The following is an 18,713-nucleotide window of genomic DNA, read 5'->3' as shown; positions in this document are numbered from 1 at the left end:
CACGAGCGGCCACATGCCGCCCTGAAATACAAAACGCCCGATGCGGTGCATCGGGCGTTCTAGCGTCTGGATACTGTTAACCTATTCCAGGACTTGACACGGTGCGCGGAGAAGCCGCCGCACCGGCCGCGTGTCAGTGCTGCCCGAACAGCGTCGCGAGCCGATCGACCGCTTCCTCGAGCCGCGAGTAGGCGGTCGCGTAGGACAGGCGGATATAGTCGCGCGGCGCATGGACACCGAAATCCATGCCGGGCACCAGCACGACGCCCGCGTCGTGCAGCATCGCCGTCGTGAGCGCCGCGCTGTCGCCTGCCGCCGGGTGGGCGACGCCGCCGCAGTGCGCATACACGTAGAACGCGCCGTCCGGCATCACGGGCACCGTGAAGCCGAGCCGTTCGAGCGCCGGGGCGATGAAGTCGCGGCGGCGCTTGAATTCGAGCCGGCGCGCTTCATAGATGTCGAGTGCGGCCGGCTCGAAGCACGCGAGTGCCGCGTGCTGCGCAAGCGCGGACGGGCAGATGAACAGGTTCTGCGCCAGCTTTTCGAACGTGCCGACCAGTGCGGGCGGCACGACCAGCCAGCCGAGCCGCCAGCCCGTCATGCTGAAATACTTGGAGAAGCTGTTCACGGTGACGACGTCGTCGCCGAACGACAGCGCCGACACCGGCGCCGCGTCGTAGCTGAGCCCCTGGTAGATCTCGTCGACGATCGTGAAGCCGCCGCGTGCGCGCACGGCTTCGACGATCCGCTTCAGTTCGTCCGGCTCGAGCGACGTGCCGGTCGGGTTCGACGGCGAGGCCAGCAGCACGCCGCGTGTGCGGTCGCCCCAGCGCGTGCGGACGTCGTCCTCGGTGAGCTGGAAGCGCGCGTCGGGGCCGCTCGGCACGAGCACCGCGCGGCCTTCGGCCGCGGCAACGAAGTGCCGGTTGCACGGATACGACGGGTCGGGCATCAGCACCTCGTCGTCGCGCCCGACGAGCGCGAGGCAAGCGAGCAGCAGCGCGGCCGACGCGCCGGCCGTCACGACGATCCGTTCCGGGCTGATCGTGAGGCCGTAGGCGCGCGCGTAGTGCGCGGCGATCGCCTCGCGCAGCGGCGCAATGCCGAGTGCGCTCGTATATTGCGTGACGCCGCGGCGCAGCGCGGCCGCGGCGGCTTCGACGACCGGCTCCGGCGCGGTGAAATCCGGCTCGCCGATGCCCATGTGGATAACATCGCGCCCGGAAGACTCCAGACGCTGTGCCTCCTTCATCAATTCCATCACGTAGAAGGGCTGGATCGCGTCGACGCGTGCGGCGAGTTTGACGAGCGAATCGGTGGCGGTATTCATCGGGCGGGCAGGGCGAGGGAGGCGAGACAAAAGAAAAAACGGGCGCATGCGCGCCCGTTCAGGACCAACGGAATCAGCCGTTGCGGCGCGCCTGCGTTTCGGCGGGGCGCAGCTTCGCGGCGAGCTTGTCGAGCACGCCGTTCACGTACTTGTAGCCGTCGGAGCCGCCGAACGTCTTCGCGAGTTCGACAGCTTCGTTGATGATCACGCGGTACGGCGTTTCGACGTGGTGCGTGAGCTCGAACGTCGCGATCAGCAGCACGGCGCGTTCGACCGGCGACAACTGGTCGATCGGGCGGTCCAGCGACGGCGTCAGCGCTTCGACGAGCGTGGCGTGCTCGCGGATCACGCCGTGCAGGATGGCTTCGAGCAGATCCTTGTCAGCCTTGTCGTAACCGAGCGCGCCGCGCAGTTGCGCGTCGATCTCACCGGAGGACGCGTTCGACAGCAGCCACTGGTACAGCCCCTGCGTCGCCAGCTCGCGCGATTGTCGGCGGGCGCTCTTCTTCATGCGCGCTCCTCTTCGTCGTCTTCGTCTTCTTCTTCCTCGTCGTCATCGCCGAGCTGGTCGAGCGCCATCGTCAGGTTGGCCATCTCGACGGCGACGCGTGCGGCGTCACGACCCTTTTCGGTCATGCGCGCGACGGCCTGCTCGTCGTTTTCGGTCGTCAGGACCGCATTCGCGATCGGCAGGTTGAAGTCGAGGCCGATGCGGGTGATGCCCGCGCCGCTCTCGTTCGACACGAGTTCGAAGTGGTAGGTCTCGCCGCGGATCACCGCGCCGAGCGCGATCAGCGCGTCGAACTGGCCGCTTTCCGCGAGCTTTTGCAGCGCGAGCGGGATTTCCAGCGCGCCGGGCACCGACACGAGCAGCACGTCTTCACCGGTGACGCCGAGGCGTTCCAGTTCCTCGACGCACGCGTCGGCGAGGCCGTTGCACACGGGCTCGTTGAAGCGCGATTGCACGATGCCGATACGCAGGCCGTCGCCTTCGAGATTCGGTTGGTATTGTCCGATTTCCATGATCTTGTCCGTGGTGTGGATGAACGGTTATAGGGCGAAAGCGTCGTGGCGGGTTACGCGTTGGACGCCGGGCAGGACTTGGCTTCGCCGCCGGGCATCGGAATGAAGCCCGTGACTTCCAGGCCGTAGCCGGACATGCTGCCCAGCTTGCGCGGATTCGACAGCACCTGCATCTTGCCGACGCCGACATCGCGCAGGATCTGCGCGCCGATGCCGAACGTCTTGAAATCAACCGGCCGGCGCTTGAGCGCAGCGGCCTTTTCTTCCTCGTCGAACGCCTTGAAGACGTCGATCAGGTGTTCCTTCGTGTCGCCGCAATTGAGCAGCACGATCACGCCGAGGTCGCGCTCCGCGATTTCGCGCATCGCGGCATCGAGCGTCCACGAGTGCGTCGACACGCCCGTTTCGAGCAGGTCGAGCACCGACAGCGGCTCGTGCACGCGCACCGGCGTATCGACGTCGGGCGACGGTTCGCCGCGCACCAGCGCGATGTGCGGCGAGCCGCTCGGCTGGTCGCGGTACAGCACCGCGCGGAACGTGCCGTGCGCGGTCTGCATCGTGCGCTCGGCGATGCGCTCGATGATCGATTCGGTGCGGCTGCGGTACTGGATCAGGTCGGCGATCGTGCCGATCTTCAGGTTGTGCTCCTGCGCGAACTCGATCAGGTCGGGCAGGCGCGCCATCGTGCCGTCGTCCTTGATGATCTCGCAGATCACCGCGGCCGGCGTGAGGCCCGCGAGCGCGGTGAAGTCGCAACCGGCCTCGGTGTGGCCCGCACGAACGAGCACGCCGCCCGGCTGCGCCATGATCGGGAACACGTGACCCGGCTGCACGATGTGCTCGGGGCGCACGTCGTGCGCGACCGCCGTGGCGATCGTGTGCGCACGGTCGGCGGCCGAGATGCCGGTCGTCACGCCTTCGGCCGCTTCGATGCTGACCGTGAAGGCGGTGCCGTACTGCGTACCGTTGCGGTAGGTCATCAGCGGCAGGTGCAACTGCTTGCAGCGTTCCTGCGTCAACGTCAGACAAACCAGGCCGCGGCCGTACTTGGCCATGAAGTTGATCGCTTCCGGCGTGACGAATTCGGCGGCGATCACGAGGTCGCCCTCGTTTTCGCGGTCTTCTTCGTCGACCAGGATCACCATCCGGCCGGCTTTCAGCTCGGCGATGATGTCGAGCGTGGAGGCGAGCGTCATAAGGGGGCGAGAAAGAGGAAAGTGCGTATTTTACGCCAGCCGGACGACCTTTCGGCTGGCATGGGCCGCGCGCGGCCGGCGAGCGCTCCGGAAAGCGCCCCGGCCGGCCTGCGCGGCAGGCCTGACGGGGCCGCCGCGCGGTGCCTGCACGCGGGTGCGGGGCGGTGGGCCGGGCTTTGCCCGGGCCGTGCGTCAGGCGTGCTGGTCGCGCCCGCCCAGGTAGTCGAGCTTGCCGAGTTCGACACCGCTGTGACGCAGGATGTCGTACGCGGTCGTCACGTGGAAGAAGAAATTGGGCAGCACGAAATTCAACAGGTACGACTGGCCGGTGAACTCGATCGGGCCGACGCGCATCTTCAGCACGATCTGGCGCGCCTCGCTGCCGTCGATCTGCGCGGCGTCGAAGCTTTTCAGGTAGTCGATCGTCTTCTGGATGCGTGCGTGCAGCTCGTCGAAGGTCTGCTCGACGTCCGGGTAGCTCGGGATCTCGACATCGGCGAGACGCGCGGCGCAGCCCTTGGCCGTGTCGGTCGCGATGTAGACCTGGCGGACGAGCGGCAGCATGTCCGGGTACAGGCGGGCGCCGACGAACACCGACGGGTCGATCTGCTTTTCGGCTGCATGCGCCTGCGCCTTGCCGAGGATGTGCTGCAGGTTGGTCAGGCCACGGATCAGCACGGGCAGGGAAGCCTGGTACATCGAGATGGACATGGGGACGACTCCTTGAAGAAGAGGGCGGCCGGTATGCGGCACGTCGTGCGTTGCGGCGTTGAAACCGCTGTCGACGCATCTTAGCGCGACGGCATGACCCGTGCGCGTCGTTGGCCAATCGGCCGATGGTGCCGGCGGGCCGGCCGGGGTGCCCACCGCCGGATCCGGTCAAGCACGCTGCATCCAGCCAATCATCTGCCGATACCGATCGGCGATATTGGCGGGCGATTGCGGCACGTGGTCGTCGCCCCAGTAGCGGACGAGCCGCACGTCGCGCTTGAGCTGCGTCAGTGCCGCGAACATCCGTTCGCTTTGTTCGAGCGGCACGTAGTCGGCGTCGCCGTGGATGAGCAGCAGCGGCGTCGTGATGTGCGCCGCATGCAGGATCGGGCTGATCGCGTGGTAGGCGTCCGGGCGGAGCCACGGCGGCGCGTCGATGTTCCAGCTGTTGTCGGCCAGCAGCTTGCCGATCAGCGAGAAACGCTCGGGGCGGGTGTCGTGGCCCGTGTCGTAGCGCAGGCGCGCGTCGAGCGACGCGTAGAGCGCCGCCGCGTCGCTGATGCCGGCGCTGGACACGCCCGAGCGGAACATCGGCGTGCGGGCGAGCAGCATCATCGTCGCCCAGCCCCCCAGGCTCTGGCCATACAGATGCAGCCGGTCGCGGTCGACGTATCCGGCATCGGCCGCGGCGTCGACGGCCGCCAGGACGTCGTCGAGCATCCTGTCCGCCATCGTCGCCGGTGCTTCGCCGAGCACGTCCCGCATGTTGACGTCGATGACGGCGAAGCCATGCGCGGCGAATGGCTGGAAATTGAACGGCAACGGGCAGTCCGGCTCATGAAACAGGTGCGGATGGGGCGCGACTTTTTCGTGCGGATAGACCCAGACGACCGCGGGCACCGGCGCGCCCGCGAAATCCGGCGGCAGCAGGACGTCCACGAAGCGCTGCCGGCCCGGTTCCGCGCCACGGCAGGCAAGCCGGTGCGTCGTACCGGTCGCGATGCCGGCCAACTGGCGATTCGTCTCGAATGCCAGCGTCGAATCGCGCGAGTCCGCCAGCCGGACCGTCAGGCGGGTCGCGTCGCGGCCGTGTTCGATGAAGGCGGCATACGGGCGCCCCGTCTCCGCCGATACGCGTTCGCGGCGCCCGCCGCCGTGGTCCGGCGGCGCGTCGGCGTCGTGCGTGTCAGGCGCGGCCGGCGGCGTGTCCGCAACCGCCCCATGTGCCAGTCCGGCCGCAGCACATGCTTCCGGCGACAGCGCGGACAGCGTGCCGGTGGCGGGATCGAACGCCCACCAGTCGCGCACGGGCTCGACGGGTTCGTCGCCGAACGACGCACTGTCGAGCACATCGGCCGTCGGTCGCCGGCCGGCGGCATTGGCCTCCCAGGCGCGGCGTGCGTTCCCGAACAGTCGGCGGTGCAGGTTCGCCATCGTGGGCGTCGCGCGTTCGGCCAGCAGGGGCAGCGCGACACGGCCATCGGCGAGCCAGGTGAACGGCCCGTCGCGGTCGCACGGAGACAGGTCGAGGTTGCGCGAAGTCGTGATCGGCGTCACAGCCCCGGTCGCCGGGTCGATCAGCACGGCGTGTACGGCGTCGTCGTCGGCCGACAGCGTGACGGCCGCGATCCGCTTCCCGTCGGGCGACCACGACGGCGAGCCGCACGCCCGGCCGGCCCGTCCGTCGCCGGCCAGCCGGCGCAGCGTGCGGCCGGCGAATTCGAACAGGTAGAGTTCGGCCCGATCGAGCCCGCCGAGGTAGGCGCGGTCGAAGCGGAGCGCGTCGGCCATCGGGCGGACGACGGCGAAGCAGATCGAGCCGCAGTCGGGCGATAACGCGCAGGTGCGACCGTAGTCGCGCTGGAAGGTGTCGAGCGACAGCAGATCGTCGACCGTGAAGCGGCGCCGTTGCAGCGGATCGGAAGGGACGGCCGTCACGCAAGCTCCTTGTCGGGTCGGCGGAAGCGGATAGACAGGCCTGGCCGGAGATGAGTTCCGGCGCTGTCGACCGCGCGCGGGAGGCGACGGCACGAAGGTCTGGGCGCGGGCGGGAATCGTCGCCGCTGGCAGTGCGATTCACATGTCGACCTCGCTGCCGACGGTGCAGCCTCTTGGCGGTTTGAGCGGGCGCGCAGCGGGAAGGGCGTAGCGGGTTTCGGTTCGCCGCTCAACGCAAGACGGCTCGGCCTTTCACGAATCGTTTGGCCGAGTCGGCGGCATGCTGCCACCATGACATGCCGACGCGCCGCCGTTCGCGCCACGCATGGTCGTGCAGCGCCACCGCCGTCCACTGCTCGGCGTGCGTGCGAAAACGCGGCACGCCGAAGCGCTCGGGCGCGTCGAACAGGTCGAGATACGCGCGTCTATAGTGCTCGACGAGCGTGCGATCGTCATAGTGCGTTTCCATCCAGCGGCGCGACGCCTGCCCGACCTCGTCGCGCAGGCGCTTGTCGGCGAGTAGCGCGCGCAGCACCGGCTCCGCCTCCTCGAGCCGCACGTCCACCCACGGCAGCTCCGTCGCCCCGGTCATCGCGCGTAACTGTGCCTGCACGCGTGCGTCGAGATGCCCGAGGGTGGGCTTGCCCTGCGACAGCGATTCGAGTCCGCTCAGGTGATAGTTGCCGGTCACGCATTCGTCGACGGCCAGCGCGGCGCACTGTTTCAGACGCAAGCACGCGTCGTGCGGCGTGTCGACGATCGTCCGCACGCGGCACAGGCCCTTGCGCTCGAGCCGACGCAGCAATGCCAGCGTTTGCGGCGCGCCCTTGGTTTCCCAGCGCGTCTTCCACGCGCTGCGGCTGCCGCTCGGCGAGTAGACGACCACGGGCGGCCCGTCCTCGGATTCGGGCCCGGGCAGGTAGCGTGCGTCGTGAATGGGCACCAGATTCGGCACCACGCGCGCGAACGGATAGTAGCGCTCCGGCCCCTGCGCGATCACGAGTTGCGGGATCGGCTCGTTGACGATGCGCGCGAGCCGGTCGGCATCCTGCCCTGCCCAAAGCGACGGCGCGGAGTGGTATTGGCGAATGAGCTTGCGTGCACCGAAGCGCTGCGGCAAATCGGCGCCGAACGTCTCGTCGAACGAGAAGTGCTGGTGCAGATGAATGACGTCGGCGGCGTCGATGGCTGCCAGCGCGATGTCGCGCTGCGTGTGCCAGTCGATATCGACCGTAAACGTGCGCGCGCCGTAGGCCGACGCGTTGAACACTATGTGGCGCGCCTCGATGTCGGTGTGCCGGTTAAGCGCGGCGACGATGTTGCCGGGGCTGCCCGCCACCGGCGTATTCGAGATATGGACGACGCGCATGCTCGTTCGTCAGCGCGTGCGTGACGCTGGGGCGCGCGCGGATTCGGGGGGCGGTGCAGGGGTGAAAGTCGGCATCGCTGCGGGCATCGCGTCGCCCATGCCCGCTTGCGCGAGCATCTGCCAGCGCAGCTTCGGGAAGATGTCCTCGCCGAGCGCGCTTTCCATCGACAGATTGCGTACGTCGACGCCGCGGCGTGTCAGCAGCGCCGATGCATGACGGAACGACGGCTCGATGAAGCCGGGGAAATTTTCGTCGAGATGGCTGGGCTGCATGGTCGACGCCGATTCCTCGTAAAAACGGGGCGTGCGCTTCGCGTCAGTGAGGTCGACACCGTGCAGATAGAGGCGTGTGAAGCCGAGCGCGGCGAGTACTTGCAGGCCAGTATAGGCGACCGTTCGGCCGTCGAAGACACCGCACCGCAGGTCGAGGCTGAAGCCGAGCGGCTTCGGCGTGTCGAACAGTGCGAGCGCCTGTGTGTCGTACGTCGTGCGCAGCTCGCGCGCACGCGGCGCGCGGCGGCCGGCGGGAAAGAGCATGTCGTCGAGGAGAAACACACGGCAGCGGATGCGCTCGACGCCGATGCGCTCGGCGATGTGCCAGAGCACGTGGGGCGTGGCAAACAGCGTGAGCGGCTCGCCGATCACGCGCTCGACGAGATCGGGCCGATTGCGTACGAAGCCGGTATCGACGATGCAGTAGTAGTCGAAACTGACACCCTGACGCTCGGTGAGTGCGATGGCACCGTTCACGCCCAGCACGTGCGTCATGTGCAGCGCGCGGTAATCGATGGTGTTGACGGACGGGCCGGTGGCGATGAGATGACATGCCTGCCCAGCGTGGCGCAGGGCGGGCGCGGATGCCATCTGGGTGTTGGCGCACGCGATGCGGCGTCCGCGGATGCACATGCCGACGAGTCGCCCGGCTTCATCGCGTTCGAGTGCGACCCCGTGCGCGAGGCGCTCGTTGTGTCGCCACGCGCGCGAATGCGTATAGCGGTAAAGCAGCTTGAAAAAAGTATTGACTGCCCGCCGGACCGACGAAGCGGATGCACGCGCACCTTGTTCCGCTTTGACGCCGGTGCGCAGCGAGCGGATCGCATTGCCTTCGGAGATCATCGCTGAGCCTTGCAACGAAACGAAGCCTGAGGCTTCGCGACATGGTAAAGCGCCAGCTTACAATTTGATCTCGTTACACAGGTTACATATCCGGCAAGACAGTATTACTGTTTATTGCGCACGCAGCGCTCATGACAGACGCGAATAATCGCTGCCGTTAATGAAATGAGCGCGGTGCCGGCGTCTCGAAATGGGCGGTCGTCGGGCGTGCGAGCCGCTGGCCGTGACGGCAAGCCGCAGTTCCCGAGGTGAGCGCCGGCGATCAACCGGCTGGCCGTTCAAAATGCTTGAACGATTTACAATTATTTGGAAACGTTCCGGGTATTCGTTTCACCTGCCGTGACTCATGTTGGGTCACGCAGAAAATGCCTGACCCACGAAAGACCATTCGGAAAACGCCAATTGGCGAGCGGTGGGGCGCGAAGGCAGGCGGTCGATTCGCGCGATTCGCGCCAAGCCGAATTACTTCGATGCTTGATGCTCGTCCCGGGCCGTGCTGAGCATCCGCTCCACGTACCGCGCGATCATGTCGACTTCGAGATTGACCTTGTCACCGGTCTTCACGTGACGCAGCGTCGTGACCTCGACCGTGTGCGGAATCAGGTTGATCGAGAACTCGCAGCCGTCCGCGCGATCGTCGACCGTGTTGACGGTCAGGCTCACGCCGTTGACCGTGATCGACCCCTTGTACGCGAGATAGCGACCGAGCTCGCGCGGTGCGACGATGCGCAGTTCGTGCGACTCGCCGACCGGCGCGAAGCGCGACACAGTGCCGAGGCCGTCCACATGGCCCGACACGATATGCCCGCCGAGGCGGTCGTGCGCGCGCAACGCCTTCTCGAGATTCACCTCGCCGGGCTCCGCGAGGCCGACCGTGCGGTTCAGGCTTTCGCGCGACACGTCGACGTCGAACGACGCGTCGGTCTTTTCGATTACCGTCATGCACGCACCCTGGATCGCGATGCTGTCGCCCAGTGCGACATCGGCGAGGTCGAGCCCGCCGGCCAGCACGGTCAGGCGCACGCCCGCATCGGCCGACGCGCCGAGCGGCTGGATCGATTCGATACGGCCGACGGCCGCGACAATGCCGGTAAACATGGTGGCGATTCCGTTCAGTGAGAGGCGTCGGACGGCGTGAAGCGCGCGAGGATCCGCAGATCGTCGCCGACCCGCTCGAACCCGTGGAACGACAGCCGCGTGCGCGCCTCGAGGCTCGCCGGCGCCGCGAGATCGAACATGCCAGCCGCATCGGCGCCCAGCAGGCTCGGCGCGAGGTAGATGAGCAGTTCGTCGACGCACTGTTCGCGCAGCAGCGAGCCGTTCAGCTTGTGGCCCGCCTCGACGTGCAGTTCGTTGACGCCGCGCGCGCCGAGCGCCGCCAGCATCGCGGGCAGGTCGACCTTGCCGTGCGCATTCGCGAGCGGCACGATTTCCGCGCCGCGCGCTTTCAGCACGTTCGCGCGTACCTCGCCGGCGGCGTCGAGCCGGCCGCAGAAGATCAGCAGCGGCGCGCCCTCGAGCAGCCGCGCGTCGAGCGGCAGGTCGAGGCGGCTGTCCACCAGGATGCGCTGCGGCTGGCGCGGCGTGTCGATGCCGCGCACGGTCAGCAGCGGGTTGTCTTCGCGGACGGTGCCGATGCCGGTGAGGATCGCGCAGGCGCGCGCACGCCATGCGTGCCCGTCGAGGCGCGCGGCCTCGCCGGTGATCCACTGGCTTTCGCCGGACGGCAGCGCGGTGCGGCCGTCGAGCGAGGCGGCGGTCTTCATCCGTACCCACGGGCGGCCGCGCGTCATCCGCGACACGAAGCCGATGTTCAGCTCGCCGGCTTCATGGGCGAGCAGCCCGCAGCGCACGTCGATGCCCGCGTCGCGCAGCATCCCGAGGCCGCGCCCCGATACCTGCGGGTTCGGGTCTTCCATCGCCGCGACGACCTTCGCGACGCGTGCGTCGATCAGCGCATTCGCGCACGGCGGCGTGCGGCCGAAATGGCTGCACGGTTCGAGCGTGACATAGACGGTCGAGCCCGCGACGTCGTAGCCGCGCGCGCGTGCGTCCTTCAGCGCCTGCACCTCCGCGTGATCCTGGCCGGCCGGCTGCGTGAAGCCTTCGCCGATCACGTCGCCGTCCTTGACGATCACGCAACCGACACGCGGGTTCGGCGCCGTCGTATACATGCCGCGCGCGGCGAGCGCGAGCGCACGCTGCATGTGGGCGAAATCGATATCCGAGAACATGCGCGCGGACCCGGGTCAGGCAGCGAGTGCCGCGAAGGCGCGGCGCGCGGCCGCGAGCGTCGCGTCGATCACCGCGTCGTCGTGCGTGCTCGACACGAAGCCGGCCTCGTACGCGGACGGCGCGAAATACACGCCTTCGTCGAGCATCAGGTGGAAGAAGCGGTTGAAGCGCTCGGTGTCGCTCTTCGTCACTTCCGCGAAGCTGGTCGGCACGCGTTCGGCGAAGTAGAGGCCGAACATCGCGCCGATCGAGTCGGCCGCGAACGGCACGCCGGCCGCGCGCGCTTCGGCCGCGAGGCCGTCGGCGAGGCGCTTCGTCTGCGCGGTGAGCGCGTCGTAGAAGCCGGGCGCCTGGATCAGCTGCAGCGTCTTCAGGCCCGCGGCGACCGCGATCGGGTTGCCCGACAGCGTGCCGGCCTGGTAGACGCCGCCGAGCGGCGCGAGGTGGGCCATGATGTCGCGGCGGCCGCCGAACGCGGCAGCCGGCATCCCGCCGCCGATCACCTTGCCGAGGCAGGTGAGGTCGGGCGTGATCCCGTAGTAGGCCTGTGCGCCGCCGAGTGCGACGCGGAACCCGCACATCACTTCGTCGAAGATCAGCACGGCGCCGTGCTTCGTGCACAGCGCGCGCAGCGCGTTCAGGAATTCGGGCGTGCCGCGCACGAGGTTCATGTTGCCCGCGACCGGCTCGATGATCACGGCGGCGATCTCGTCGCCGAACGCGCCGAACGCTTCATCGAGCGCGGCGACGTTGTTGTATTCGAGGACGGTCGTGTGTTTCGCGATGTCGGCGGGCACGCCGGCCGACGTCGGGTTGCCGAACGTCAGCAGGCCGGAGCCGGCCTTCACGAGCAGGCTGTCCGCGTGGCCGTGGTAGCAGCCCTCGAACTTGACGATGCGGCTGCGGCCCGTGAAGCCGCGCGCGAGACGCAGCGCGCTCATCGTGGCCTCGGTGCCGCTCGACACCATCCGCACCTGCTCGATCGACGGCACGAGCTTGCAGATTTCCTCGGCGATCTCGATCTCGGCTTCGGTCGGCGCGCCGAACGAGAAGCCGTCGGCGAGCACGTTCTGCACGGCCGACAGGACTTCCGGATGGACGTGGCCGACGATCATCGGGCCCCAGGAGCCGATGTAGTCGATGTACTGCTTGCCGTCGGCATCCCAGAAATACGGGCCTTGCGCACGCGCGACGAAGCGCGGCGTGCCGCCGACCGAACGGAATGCGCGCACCGGCGAGTTGACGCCGCCGGGAATGGTCTTCTGGGCGCGTTCGAAGAGGATCTGATTGTTGGACATGGGCGAAACCTGCGAGAGAAGGGCGCGGGGGCCTGTGCACGGGCCGCGGCGCCTGGGCGGAACGATCGTCCGATTGTACCGGAGACGCGCGCGGCGGGCCTGCGGCGCGGTCTGCGGCCTTTCGGCACGTGAAGGATTGCTCGGGCCGGGAGGGAGGGGGGGGCGATTCGGCCCCGTTATCGATCCGGCAAGGGTGGCGGCTTGCGCTTGCCGGTCAGCTCGGCCCAGCGCTTCTCGAGCGGGCCTTCGACCATCGGCTTGATCACCGTGCCGGAGCTCTGCGCATCCCAGGTCTGCACCGAATACGGATGGACGCGCAGCGCGTCGCGGGCGATCACGACGTCCTGGTGCGCGTCGACCAGCCAGTCGTATACGAAGTCGATGCACAGCCGGTAGCCGCGTTTCGTCGCCGCATCGGGCACCTCGTACGGTGCGCGCGTCACGTAGCCGGAGCCGAACACGCCCTTGGGCTCCTTCGCGACGCGGTGCAGGAACACGCGGTCGCCCGGCAGGATGCCGCGCGCGAAGCCGCAGCCCCACACGTCATGCACGGCCTCGCCGGCCTTCACGCGCGCGGCGACGTCGGGCAGGTCGGGCCACGGCCATTTCTTGGGGCTCCAGATCAGCAGGAAAGCGGTCATCGGTTCGGTCGTGCGTCGAATTGGTCAGACGAGAGAGGCAAGGAGCTGCAAGCTTAATCGAATCCCCGCTCGCGATCCTGCGCGGCGGGCACCGCACAGCTGCTTTCAGGCCGGCCGCGCACGCGCACCGGCGGCACGTAAAAAAGTTGCGCGTACAATCATGGGCCTGAGCGCGCCGTTCGCGGCGCGGCCTCCCGTCTTCATCGCCACGCGCGCCCCGATGCGTGCGGGCTCCATTCCGGATACCCATGTCCCACGTCGTCCGGCGCCGGCCCGATGCCCGGCTGATCCTGTTGCTCGGTGCGCTCGCCGCCTGCGGGCCGATCGCTACCGACATGTACCTGCCGAGCCTGCCGTCGATCGCCGACGGCTTCGCCGTCAGCCCTGGCGCCGCACAGCGCACGCTGACGAGCTTCATGGCAGGCTTCTCGGTCGGCATGCTGCTGTACGGCCCGCTGTCCGACACATGGGGCCGACGCCCCGTGCTGCTCGGCGGCATCGCGCTGTTCACGCTCGCGAGCATCGGCTGCTTCGTGTCGACGTCGATCGACATGCTGATCCTCGTGCGCTTCCTGCAGGCGCTTGGCGCCGGCGCGGCGTCGGTGCTGTCGCGCGCGATCGCGCGCGACGCGCACGAGCCGACCGACGCGGCGAAGGTGCTGTCGATGGTCGCGATCGTCACTGCGGTCGGGCCGTTGCTCGCGCCACTGATCGGCGGGCAGATCCTGCGTTTCTCGGGCTGGCGCGGCGTGTTCGTCGTGCTGGCCGTGTTCGGCGCGGTGTGCGCGGCGACCGCGTACCTGCGCGTACCCGAAACCTGGCCGAAGGAGCGGCGCAAGAGCGCGGCCGTGCTCGCGTCGTTCGCGTCGTACGGGCGCATCCTGTCCGATCCCGTTGCATGGGGGCACATGCTGTGCGGCGGCATGGCGTTCGCGTCGATGTTCTCGTACATCACCGCCACACCGTTCGTGTACATCGAGTATTTCCACGTGTCGCCGCAGCACTACGGGCTGCTGTTCGGCCTGAACGTCGTCGGCATCATGATCGGCAACTTCGCGAACACACGGCTCGTCGGCCGCATCGGCTCGCTGCGCATCATCGCGGCCGCGTCGCTCGTGAGCTGCATCGCATCGCTCGCGGTCGCGCTCGTCGCGCTGACGGGGTGGGGCGGGCTGTGGTCGATCGTCGTGTGCCTGTTCTTCGTCGTCGGCGTGGTCGGGATCCTGTCCGCGAACTGCACGACCGACCTCATGCATCGCTATCCGCACAACGCGGGCGCGTCGGCGGCGGTGTTCGGCGCGATGCAGCTGGCGCTCGGCGCGATCGCGAGCGTCGCGATCGGCGCACTGGCCGACGGCACGCCGTTCGCGATGGGCGTGACGATCGGCATCTCGGGCGTGCTGTGTTTCGCTGGCCGCTACCTCGTGCTGCGCTGGCACGGGCGGCCCGTCAAGGCGGGCGCCTGAGCCGCGGCCTGACGGCAGAATGAAAAACGCCACCGTGCGCGCTGCGCCGGTGGCGTTTTTGTTTCGAACGCGGGGAGCGGCGGCCGCCGCGCCGCGTCAGTCCCGCGCGACGTCCTTCGCCGCCGGCGACGCGCCGTGGCTCAGCCAGTCGAGCACGTCGGCCGTTTCGTCGTCGCTCGCGCGTGCCTTCGCCTGGGCGACGGCCTCGGGCAGTTCGCCGTTCGTCGACGCACGGCGGATCGCGACGCCGACCGCGAGGATGTCGATCATCAGCAGATGCAGGATCCGCGAGATCATCGACAGCTGCGACTCGCGCATCTCGATGTGGTCGGTTTCGAGTGCGACGGTTGCGCGCTTCGCGAGCGGCGTGTTGCTCGACGTGATCGCGATCACCTTCGCGCCTGCCTGCATCGCGACGTCGAGCACGCGCAGCAGCTCGGGCGCGCGTCCCGACTTTGACACCGCGACGATCACGTCGCCCTTGCCGAGCAGCGCGGCCGACGCGGCCTGCATGTACAGGTCGCCGTACGCGATCGTCGGGATCCCGAAGCGGAAGAACTTGTAATGCGCGTCCTGCGCGACGATGTTCGAGTTGCCGAGCCCGTAGAACTCGATGCGCCGTGCGCCGTTCAGGATCTCGATCGCGTTCTCGACGTGCTCGAAATTCAGGTGTTCGCGCAACTGCAGGATCGCCGACACCGTGTTGTCGAGCACCTTCGCGCCGAAGTCGGTGGCCGTGTCGCCGAGATGCACCTGGCTGTGGCTCATCGGGATCGTGCCGGTGAGGCCGGTGGCGAGCTTCAGCTTGAAGTCGGACAGCCCCTGGCAGCCGAGCGAGCGGCAGAAGCGGATCACCGTCGGCTGGCTCACGTCGGCCTTGCGCGCGATGTCGACGATCGGATCGTTGATGATCGAGCGCGGATGGTTCAGCGCGAGATCGGCCACGCGGCGCTCGGCTGGCGTCAGCGCGTCGCGCATCTGGCGGATCCGTTCGAACACGGCCGACGACGCGCCGCCCGAGCGGTTCGACAGTTGCTCCGCGAGGATCGCCGACACGCCGAGGAACGCCGGGTATTCGGCGGTGATCAGGTAGGTCGGGATGTTTTCGAGGTAGTGCGTGAAACGGCCCTTCGCCTCGAAGCGCGCACGGAACGACGAGCGCGTGAACAGTTCGCCGAGCTTCAGCGCGACGCCGCCGCCGATGTACACGCCGCCGAGCGCGCCGAGCGTCAGCGCGACGCTGCCCGCGAACGCGCCGAGAATGCCGCAGAAGCATTCGACCGTCTCGAGCGCGAGGGCGTCGCCCGCATGCGCGCGCTCGACGATCTCGACCGTGTCGACGGTCGCGGCGACGCGCTTCTTGTCGCGCGCGGCGAGCGCGCGATAGACGATCTCCATGCCGGGGCCCGCGCATACGCGTTCGAACGACACGTGCGGAAACTTCTTGCGCGCGTACTGCAGCACCAGATCCTCACGCTCGTCCTGCGGCGCGAACGACGCATGGCCGCCTTCGCTGCCGAGCGCGATCCAGCGGTCGTCGGCCGGAATCAGCCCCGACACGCCGAGCCCGGTGCCGGGCCCAAGCAGCCCGATCACGCTGTTCTGGCGGCGCGTGCCGCCGCCGATCTGCACGCGCTGCGCGTCGGTCAGGCCCGGCAGCGCCATGGCGAGCGCGGTGAAATCGTTGACGACGAGCAGCGTGTCGAAGCCGAGCGCGCGGCGCGTCGCCTCGATCGAGAAGCTCCAGTCGTGGTTGGTCATCGTGACCTGGTCGCCGTCGACCGGATTGGCGATCGCGATCGCCGCGTGATTCACGCGGCTGATCTTCACGTCCTTCAGGTATTTGCGGATCGCGTCGGTGAGCGTCGGATAGTCTGCGCCGGGATACACGCGGATCTGCGTGATGTCGCCCGGGCCGGTTTCCAGCGCGAAGCGCGCGTTGGTGCCGCCGACGTCCGCGAGCAGGCGCGGGCCGTCGGCATGCTGGCCCGCGACGGCCGCCTTACTTTGCGCACCAGTAGACATCGAGCTGGGTCCCCTTGTCGTTGGCCAGTTGGGAAATCGCGTTCTTCTGCAGCGATGCGGCTGCGGCGTCGAGCACCGCGCGCTTGCGTTCGCCCGCGATCAGCAGGAACAGCCGGTCGACGCGCTTGAGCGCATCGAGCGAGAAGCTCACGCGCGCATGCGGCGCGGCGCCGGGATGGACGGCGACGAAACGCTCGGACGTCGTGATCGCGTGCTCCCATTCGGGCGCATCGGCGAAGATCGACGCGGTGTGGCCGTCCTCGCCCATGCCGAGCACCGCGACGGTCGGCACGCGGTAGTCGGCGTTCGTGTTCAGCGCGGCGACGTGCGCGTCGAGCGCGGCGCGCGTGTCGACGAGCGGCAGGAAGCGGGCAGGGGCCGCTGCGTGTTGCAGCAGCGTATCGCGCACGAGGTGCGCGTTGCTGGCTGCGTCGTCCTCCGGCACCCAGCGGTCGTCGACCAGCGTCACGTCGACGCCGGCCCAGTCGAGCGCCGCGTGCGACAGCGTTTGCAGGAACGGGCGCGGGCTGGTGCCGCCGGACACCGCGAGCGTTGGGCGCGCGGGGCCGGCGAGCGCGGCGCGCAGCGCATCGCCGACGGCGCGCGCGAGCGCGTCGCTTTGCGCTTCCTGGGTGTCGAAAGCGTGGATCTCGATCACATCTCCTCCGGACTGCTTTGTCTGTTCAAATCGTACGAATCGTGGGGCACGTTGCCGCGTACGGTGGCGTGCGCGGCAACGGTTTGCATCAGTTCTCTTCTTCGAGCCAGCAGGTGTCGTGCTGCGCGAGCATCGCGCTCGCCGCGGCCGGCCCCCACGTGCCCGCCGCGTACGGCTTCGGCGGCTTCAGCGTGCGTGCCCATTCGTTCAGGATAGGCTCGACCCAGCGCCATGCGGCTTCCTGTTCGTCGCGGCGCACGAAGAGGGCGAGCCGGCCGTTGATCACGTCGAGCAGCAGGCGCTGGTACGCCTCCATCTGCCCTTCCTTGAAGAACTGGTCGAACGCGAGGTCGAGGTGCACGCTCGCGAGGTTCATCCCTTCGCCCGGCTGTTTCGCGAGGCAGTACAGGCGGATCGTTTCGTTCGGCTGCAGCCGGATCACGAGGCGGTTCGAGCCGGGACGCAGCGCGGTGGGCCCGAGCGCCGAGTGCGGCACCGGGCGGAAATTGACGACGATCTCCGCGACGCGATCGGCAAGACGCTTGCCGGTGCGCAGGAAGAACGGCACGCCGGCCCAGCGCCAGTTCTCGATCTCGACCTTCAGCGCGACGAAGGTTTCGGTCTGGCTGTCGGGCTTCACGCCCGGCTCGGTCGCGTAGGCCGGCACCTGCGCGCCCTTGATCACGCCCGCATGATACTGGCCGCGCACGGCCACCTTGCCGATGTCGCGCGGATCGACCGGCTTCAGCGCGCGCAGCACGCGCAGCTTCTCGTCGCGTACCGAATCAGAATCCATCGAGTGCGGCGGTTCCATCGCGACGATCGACAGCAGCTGCAGCAGGTGGTTCTGCACCATGTCGCGCAGCGCGCCCGTATTGTCGTAGAAATCGCCGCGCGCCTCGACGCCGAGCTCCTCGGCGATCGTGATCTGGATGCTCTCGACCCATTCGCGGCGCCACAACGGCTCGAACAGCGCATTGCCGAAGCGCAGCGCGAGCAGGTTCTGCACGGGTTCCTTGCCGAGGTAGTGGTCGATCCGGTAGATCTGGCCTTCCGCGAAGATCTCGCCGACCGCGTCGTTGATCGCGTTCGACGACTTCAGGTCGTAGCCGAGCGGCTTCTCGAGCACGATGCGCGAGCCTTCGTTCAGGCCGACCGACGCGAGCGCCTTGCAGATCGGCACGAACAGCGACGGGCCCGTCGCAAGATAGAACACGCGGATGCCGGGCAGCGATGCCACCGCGTCGCGCAGCACGACGTAGTCTTCCGCGCGGCCGAGATCGAGGTGCACATACTCGATGCGATCGAGGAAGGACTTCCACGCAGCTTCGTCGAACGCTTTGCCGGCGGCCTTGGCCGCGTGCGGCTTCACGTGGGTGTCGACCCACTCGAGATAGGACGCCCGATCCGATTCATGACGCGCCACAGCGACGATCCGGCCGCTCTCCGCCAGCATGTTCGCACGGTGCGCTTCGAACAGCGCGGGCAGGATCTTGCGCATCGACAGATCGCCGGTGCCGCCGAAAAGTACGAAGGTAAAGCTGGAATCGGTATGCATGTGTCTCCGCCGGGTTGGGGTGCTGGGAAGCGATCCGTAGTGCGATAAAAATATTTTTGACACTGAATTGTAGTTTAACTACAATCCGCCGCAAGGGGTAGCACCTGGGTGAAGAAAAAAAGAAGTGCGGTCGATGAACTGCGCGAGCT

Annotated in this window: 16 protein-coding genes; 1 reads left to right on the top strand and 15 read right to left on the bottom strand. The window is 68.1% G+C overall.

What is annotated here, in order from left to right:
- Window positions 1–133: 133 nt before the first annotated feature.
- The 12 genes from BDO18943_RS33285 to BDO18943_RS33230 all read right to left on the bottom strand — a co-directional run bounded on the left by BDO18943_RS33285 (window position 134) and on the right by BDO18943_RS33230 (window position 12,857).
- Window positions 134–1,330 (bottom strand): pyridoxal phosphate-dependent aminotransferase, encoded by a 1,197-nt coding sequence (locus BDO18943_RS33285; RefSeq protein ID WP_175025622.1) that lies wholly within the window; start codon window positions 1,328–1,330, stop codon window positions 134–136.
- A gap of 73 nt (window positions 1,331–1,403) precedes the next feature.
- On the bottom strand, window positions 1,404–1,841 hold the full coding sequence (nusB, locus tag BDO18943_RS33280; protein WP_175025621.1) for a transcription antitermination factor NusB: 438 nt from the start codon (window positions 1,839–1,841) through the stop codon (window positions 1,404–1,406).
- Window positions 1,838–2,353 carry a 6,7-dimethyl-8-ribityllumazine synthase gene (ribH, locus tag BDO18943_RS33275; protein WP_089450082.1) on the bottom strand — a complete coding sequence of 172 codons (516 nt, stop codon included), beginning with the start codon at window positions 2,351–2,353 and terminating at the stop codon, window positions 1,838–1,840. Before ribH ends, nusB begins: the two co-directional genes overlap by 4 nt.
- Window positions 2,354–2,406: 53 nt before the next feature.
- Window positions 2,407–3,549, bottom strand: coding sequence for a bifunctional 3,4-dihydroxy-2-butanone-4-phosphate synthase/GTP cyclohydrolase II (gene ribBA / locus BDO18943_RS33270; RefSeq protein ID WP_043181701.1), 1,143 nt, complete (start codon window positions 3,547–3,549; stop codon window positions 2,407–2,409).
- A gap of 192 nt (window positions 3,550–3,741) precedes the next feature.
- The gene (locus BDO18943_RS33265) at window positions 3,742–4,260 is read right to left on the bottom strand and encodes a DUF1993 domain-containing protein (protein WP_085039677.1); all 519 of its coding nucleotides are present in this window, start codon (window positions 4,258–4,260) and stop codon (window positions 3,742–3,744) included.
- A gap of 168 nt (window positions 4,261–4,428) precedes the next feature.
- Complete coding sequence (locus BDO18943_RS33260; protein WP_175025620.1) at window positions 4,429–6,198, bottom strand: S9 family peptidase; 1,770 nt, start codon at window positions 6,196–6,198, stop codon at window positions 4,429–4,431.
- A gap of 229 nt (window positions 6,199–6,427) precedes the next feature.
- Entirely contained in the window at window positions 6,428–7,567 is a 1,140-nt protein-coding gene (locus BDO18943_RS33255) for a hypothetical protein (RefSeq protein WP_175025619.1), read from the bottom strand.
- Window positions 7,568–7,576: 9 nt separating this feature from the next.
- Window positions 7,577–8,683 carry a hypothetical protein gene (locus BDO18943_RS33250; protein WP_175025618.1) on the bottom strand — a complete coding sequence of 369 codons (1,107 nt, stop codon included), beginning with the start codon at window positions 8,681–8,683 and terminating at the stop codon, window positions 7,577–7,579.
- 462 nt (window positions 8,684–9,145) lie between these two features.
- Window positions 9,146–9,781 (bottom strand): riboflavin synthase, encoded by a 636-nt coding sequence (locus BDO18943_RS33245; RefSeq protein ID WP_175025617.1) that lies wholly within the window; start codon window positions 9,779–9,781, stop codon window positions 9,146–9,148.
- 14 nt (window positions 9,782–9,795) lie between these two features.
- Window positions 9,796–10,917, bottom strand: coding sequence for a bifunctional diaminohydroxyphosphoribosylaminopyrimidine deaminase/5-amino-6-(5-phosphoribosylamino)uracil reductase RibD (ribD, locus tag BDO18943_RS33240; RefSeq protein ID WP_175025616.1), 1,122 nt, complete (start codon window positions 10,915–10,917; stop codon window positions 9,796–9,798).
- Window positions 10,918–10,932: 15 nt separating this feature from the next.
- Window positions 10,933–12,216, bottom strand: coding sequence for a glutamate-1-semialdehyde 2,1-aminomutase (gene hemL / locus BDO18943_RS33235; protein WP_175025615.1), 1,284 nt, complete (start codon window positions 12,214–12,216; stop codon window positions 10,933–10,935).
- A 176-nt stretch (window positions 12,217–12,392) separates the two neighbouring features.
- Window positions 12,393–12,857: a hypothetical protein gene (locus BDO18943_RS33230; RefSeq protein ID WP_089430736.1), complete on the bottom strand. Its 465-nt coding sequence runs from the start codon at window positions 12,855–12,857 to the stop codon at window positions 12,393–12,395.
- Between the two features lie 248 nt (window positions 12,858–13,105).
- Here BDO18943_RS33230 and BDO18943_RS33225 point away from each other — a divergent pair, with 248 nt between their 5' ends.
- A complete protein-coding gene (locus BDO18943_RS33225) occupies window positions 13,106–14,323 on the top strand; it encodes a Bcr/CflA family multidrug efflux MFS transporter (protein ID WP_175025614.1) in 1,218 nt (405 codons plus the stop codon).
- A 96-nt stretch (window positions 14,324–14,419) separates the two neighbouring features.
- On the opposite strand, the gene BDO18943_RS33220 is transcribed toward BDO18943_RS33225, so the two are convergent.
- The 3 genes from BDO18943_RS33220 to zwf all read right to left on the bottom strand — a co-directional run bounded on the left by BDO18943_RS33220 (window position 14,420) and on the right by zwf (window position 18,564).
- Window positions 14,420–16,348, bottom strand: a complete 1,929-nt coding sequence (locus BDO18943_RS33220; protein WP_175025613.1) for a bifunctional transcriptional regulator/glucokinase — start codon at window positions 16,346–16,348, stop codon at window positions 14,420–14,422.
- A complete protein-coding gene (pgl, locus tag BDO18943_RS33215) occupies window positions 16,326–17,006 on the bottom strand; it encodes a 6-phosphogluconolactonase (protein WP_175025612.1) in 681 nt (226 codons plus the stop codon). The genes BDO18943_RS33220 and pgl overlap by 23 nt, the downstream gene beginning before the upstream one ends.
- Before the next feature lie 88 nt (window positions 17,007–17,094).
- Window positions 17,095–18,564, bottom strand: a complete 1,470-nt coding sequence (gene zwf, locus BDO18943_RS33210; RefSeq protein ID WP_174941423.1) for a glucose-6-phosphate dehydrogenase — start codon at window positions 18,562–18,564, stop codon at window positions 17,095–17,097.
- Window positions 18,565–18,713: the final 149 nt, after the last annotated feature.

Source organism: Burkholderia aenigmatica, assembly GCF_902499175.1.
Taxonomy (GTDB): domain Bacteria; phylum Pseudomonadota; class Gammaproteobacteria; order Burkholderiales; family Burkholderiaceae; genus Burkholderia; species Burkholderia aenigmatica.
Note: the sequence above shows the minus strand (reverse complement) of the source record. Positions and strands in the feature narration are given on the sequence as shown.

Bases quoted from the DNA above. Each gene is read 5' to 3' on its own strand.
- zwf (WP_174941423.1), bottom strand. From the start codon at position 18,564: ATGCATACCGATTCCAGCTTTACCTTCGTACTTTTCGGCGGCACCGGC.
- BDO18943_RS33225 (WP_175025614.1), top strand. From the start codon at position 13,106: ATGTCCCACGTCGTCCGGCGCCGGCCCGATGCCCGGCTGATCCTGTTG.
- nusB (WP_175025621.1), bottom strand. From the start codon at position 1,841: ATGAAGAAGAGCGCCCGCCGACAATCGCGCGAGCTGGCGACGCAGGGG.
- BDO18943_RS33220 (WP_175025613.1), bottom strand. From the start codon at position 16,348: ATGTCTACTGGTGCGCAAAGTAAGGCGGCCGTCGCGGGCCAGCATGCC.
- ribD (WP_175025616.1), bottom strand. From the start codon at position 10,917: ATGTTCTCGGATATCGATTTCGCCCACATGCAGCGTGCGCTCGCGCTC.
- ribBA (WP_043181701.1), bottom strand. From the start codon at position 3,549: ATGACGCTCGCCTCCACGCTCGACATCATCGCCGAGCTGAAAGCCGGC.
- BDO18943_RS33245 (WP_175025617.1), bottom strand. From the start codon at position 9,781: ATGTTTACCGGCATTGTCGCGGCCGTCGGCCGTATCGAATCGATCCAG.
- BDO18943_RS33250 (WP_175025618.1), bottom strand. From the start codon at position 8,683: ATGATCTCCGAAGGCAATGCGATCCGCTCGCTGCGCACCGGCGTCAAA.
- BDO18943_RS33285 (WP_175025622.1), bottom strand. From the start codon at position 1,330: ATGAATACCGCCACCGATTCGCTCGTCAAACTCGCCGCACGCGTCGAC.
- BDO18943_RS33255 (WP_175025619.1), bottom strand. From the start codon at position 7,567: ATGCGCGTCGTCCATATCTCGAATACGCCGGTGGCGGGCAGCCCCGGC.
- BDO18943_RS33230 (WP_089430736.1), bottom strand. From the start codon at position 12,857: ATGACCGCTTTCCTGCTGATCTGGAGCCCCAAGAAATGGCCGTGGCCC.
- ribH (WP_089450082.1), bottom strand. From the start codon at position 2,353: ATGGAAATCGGACAATACCAACCGAATCTCGAAGGCGACGGCCTGCGT.
- BDO18943_RS33265 (WP_085039677.1), bottom strand. From the start codon at position 4,260: ATGTCCATCTCGATGTACCAGGCTTCCCTGCCCGTGCTGATCCGTGGC.
- hemL (WP_175025615.1), bottom strand. From the start codon at position 12,216: ATGTCCAACAATCAGATCCTCTTCGAACGCGCCCAGAAGACCATTCCC.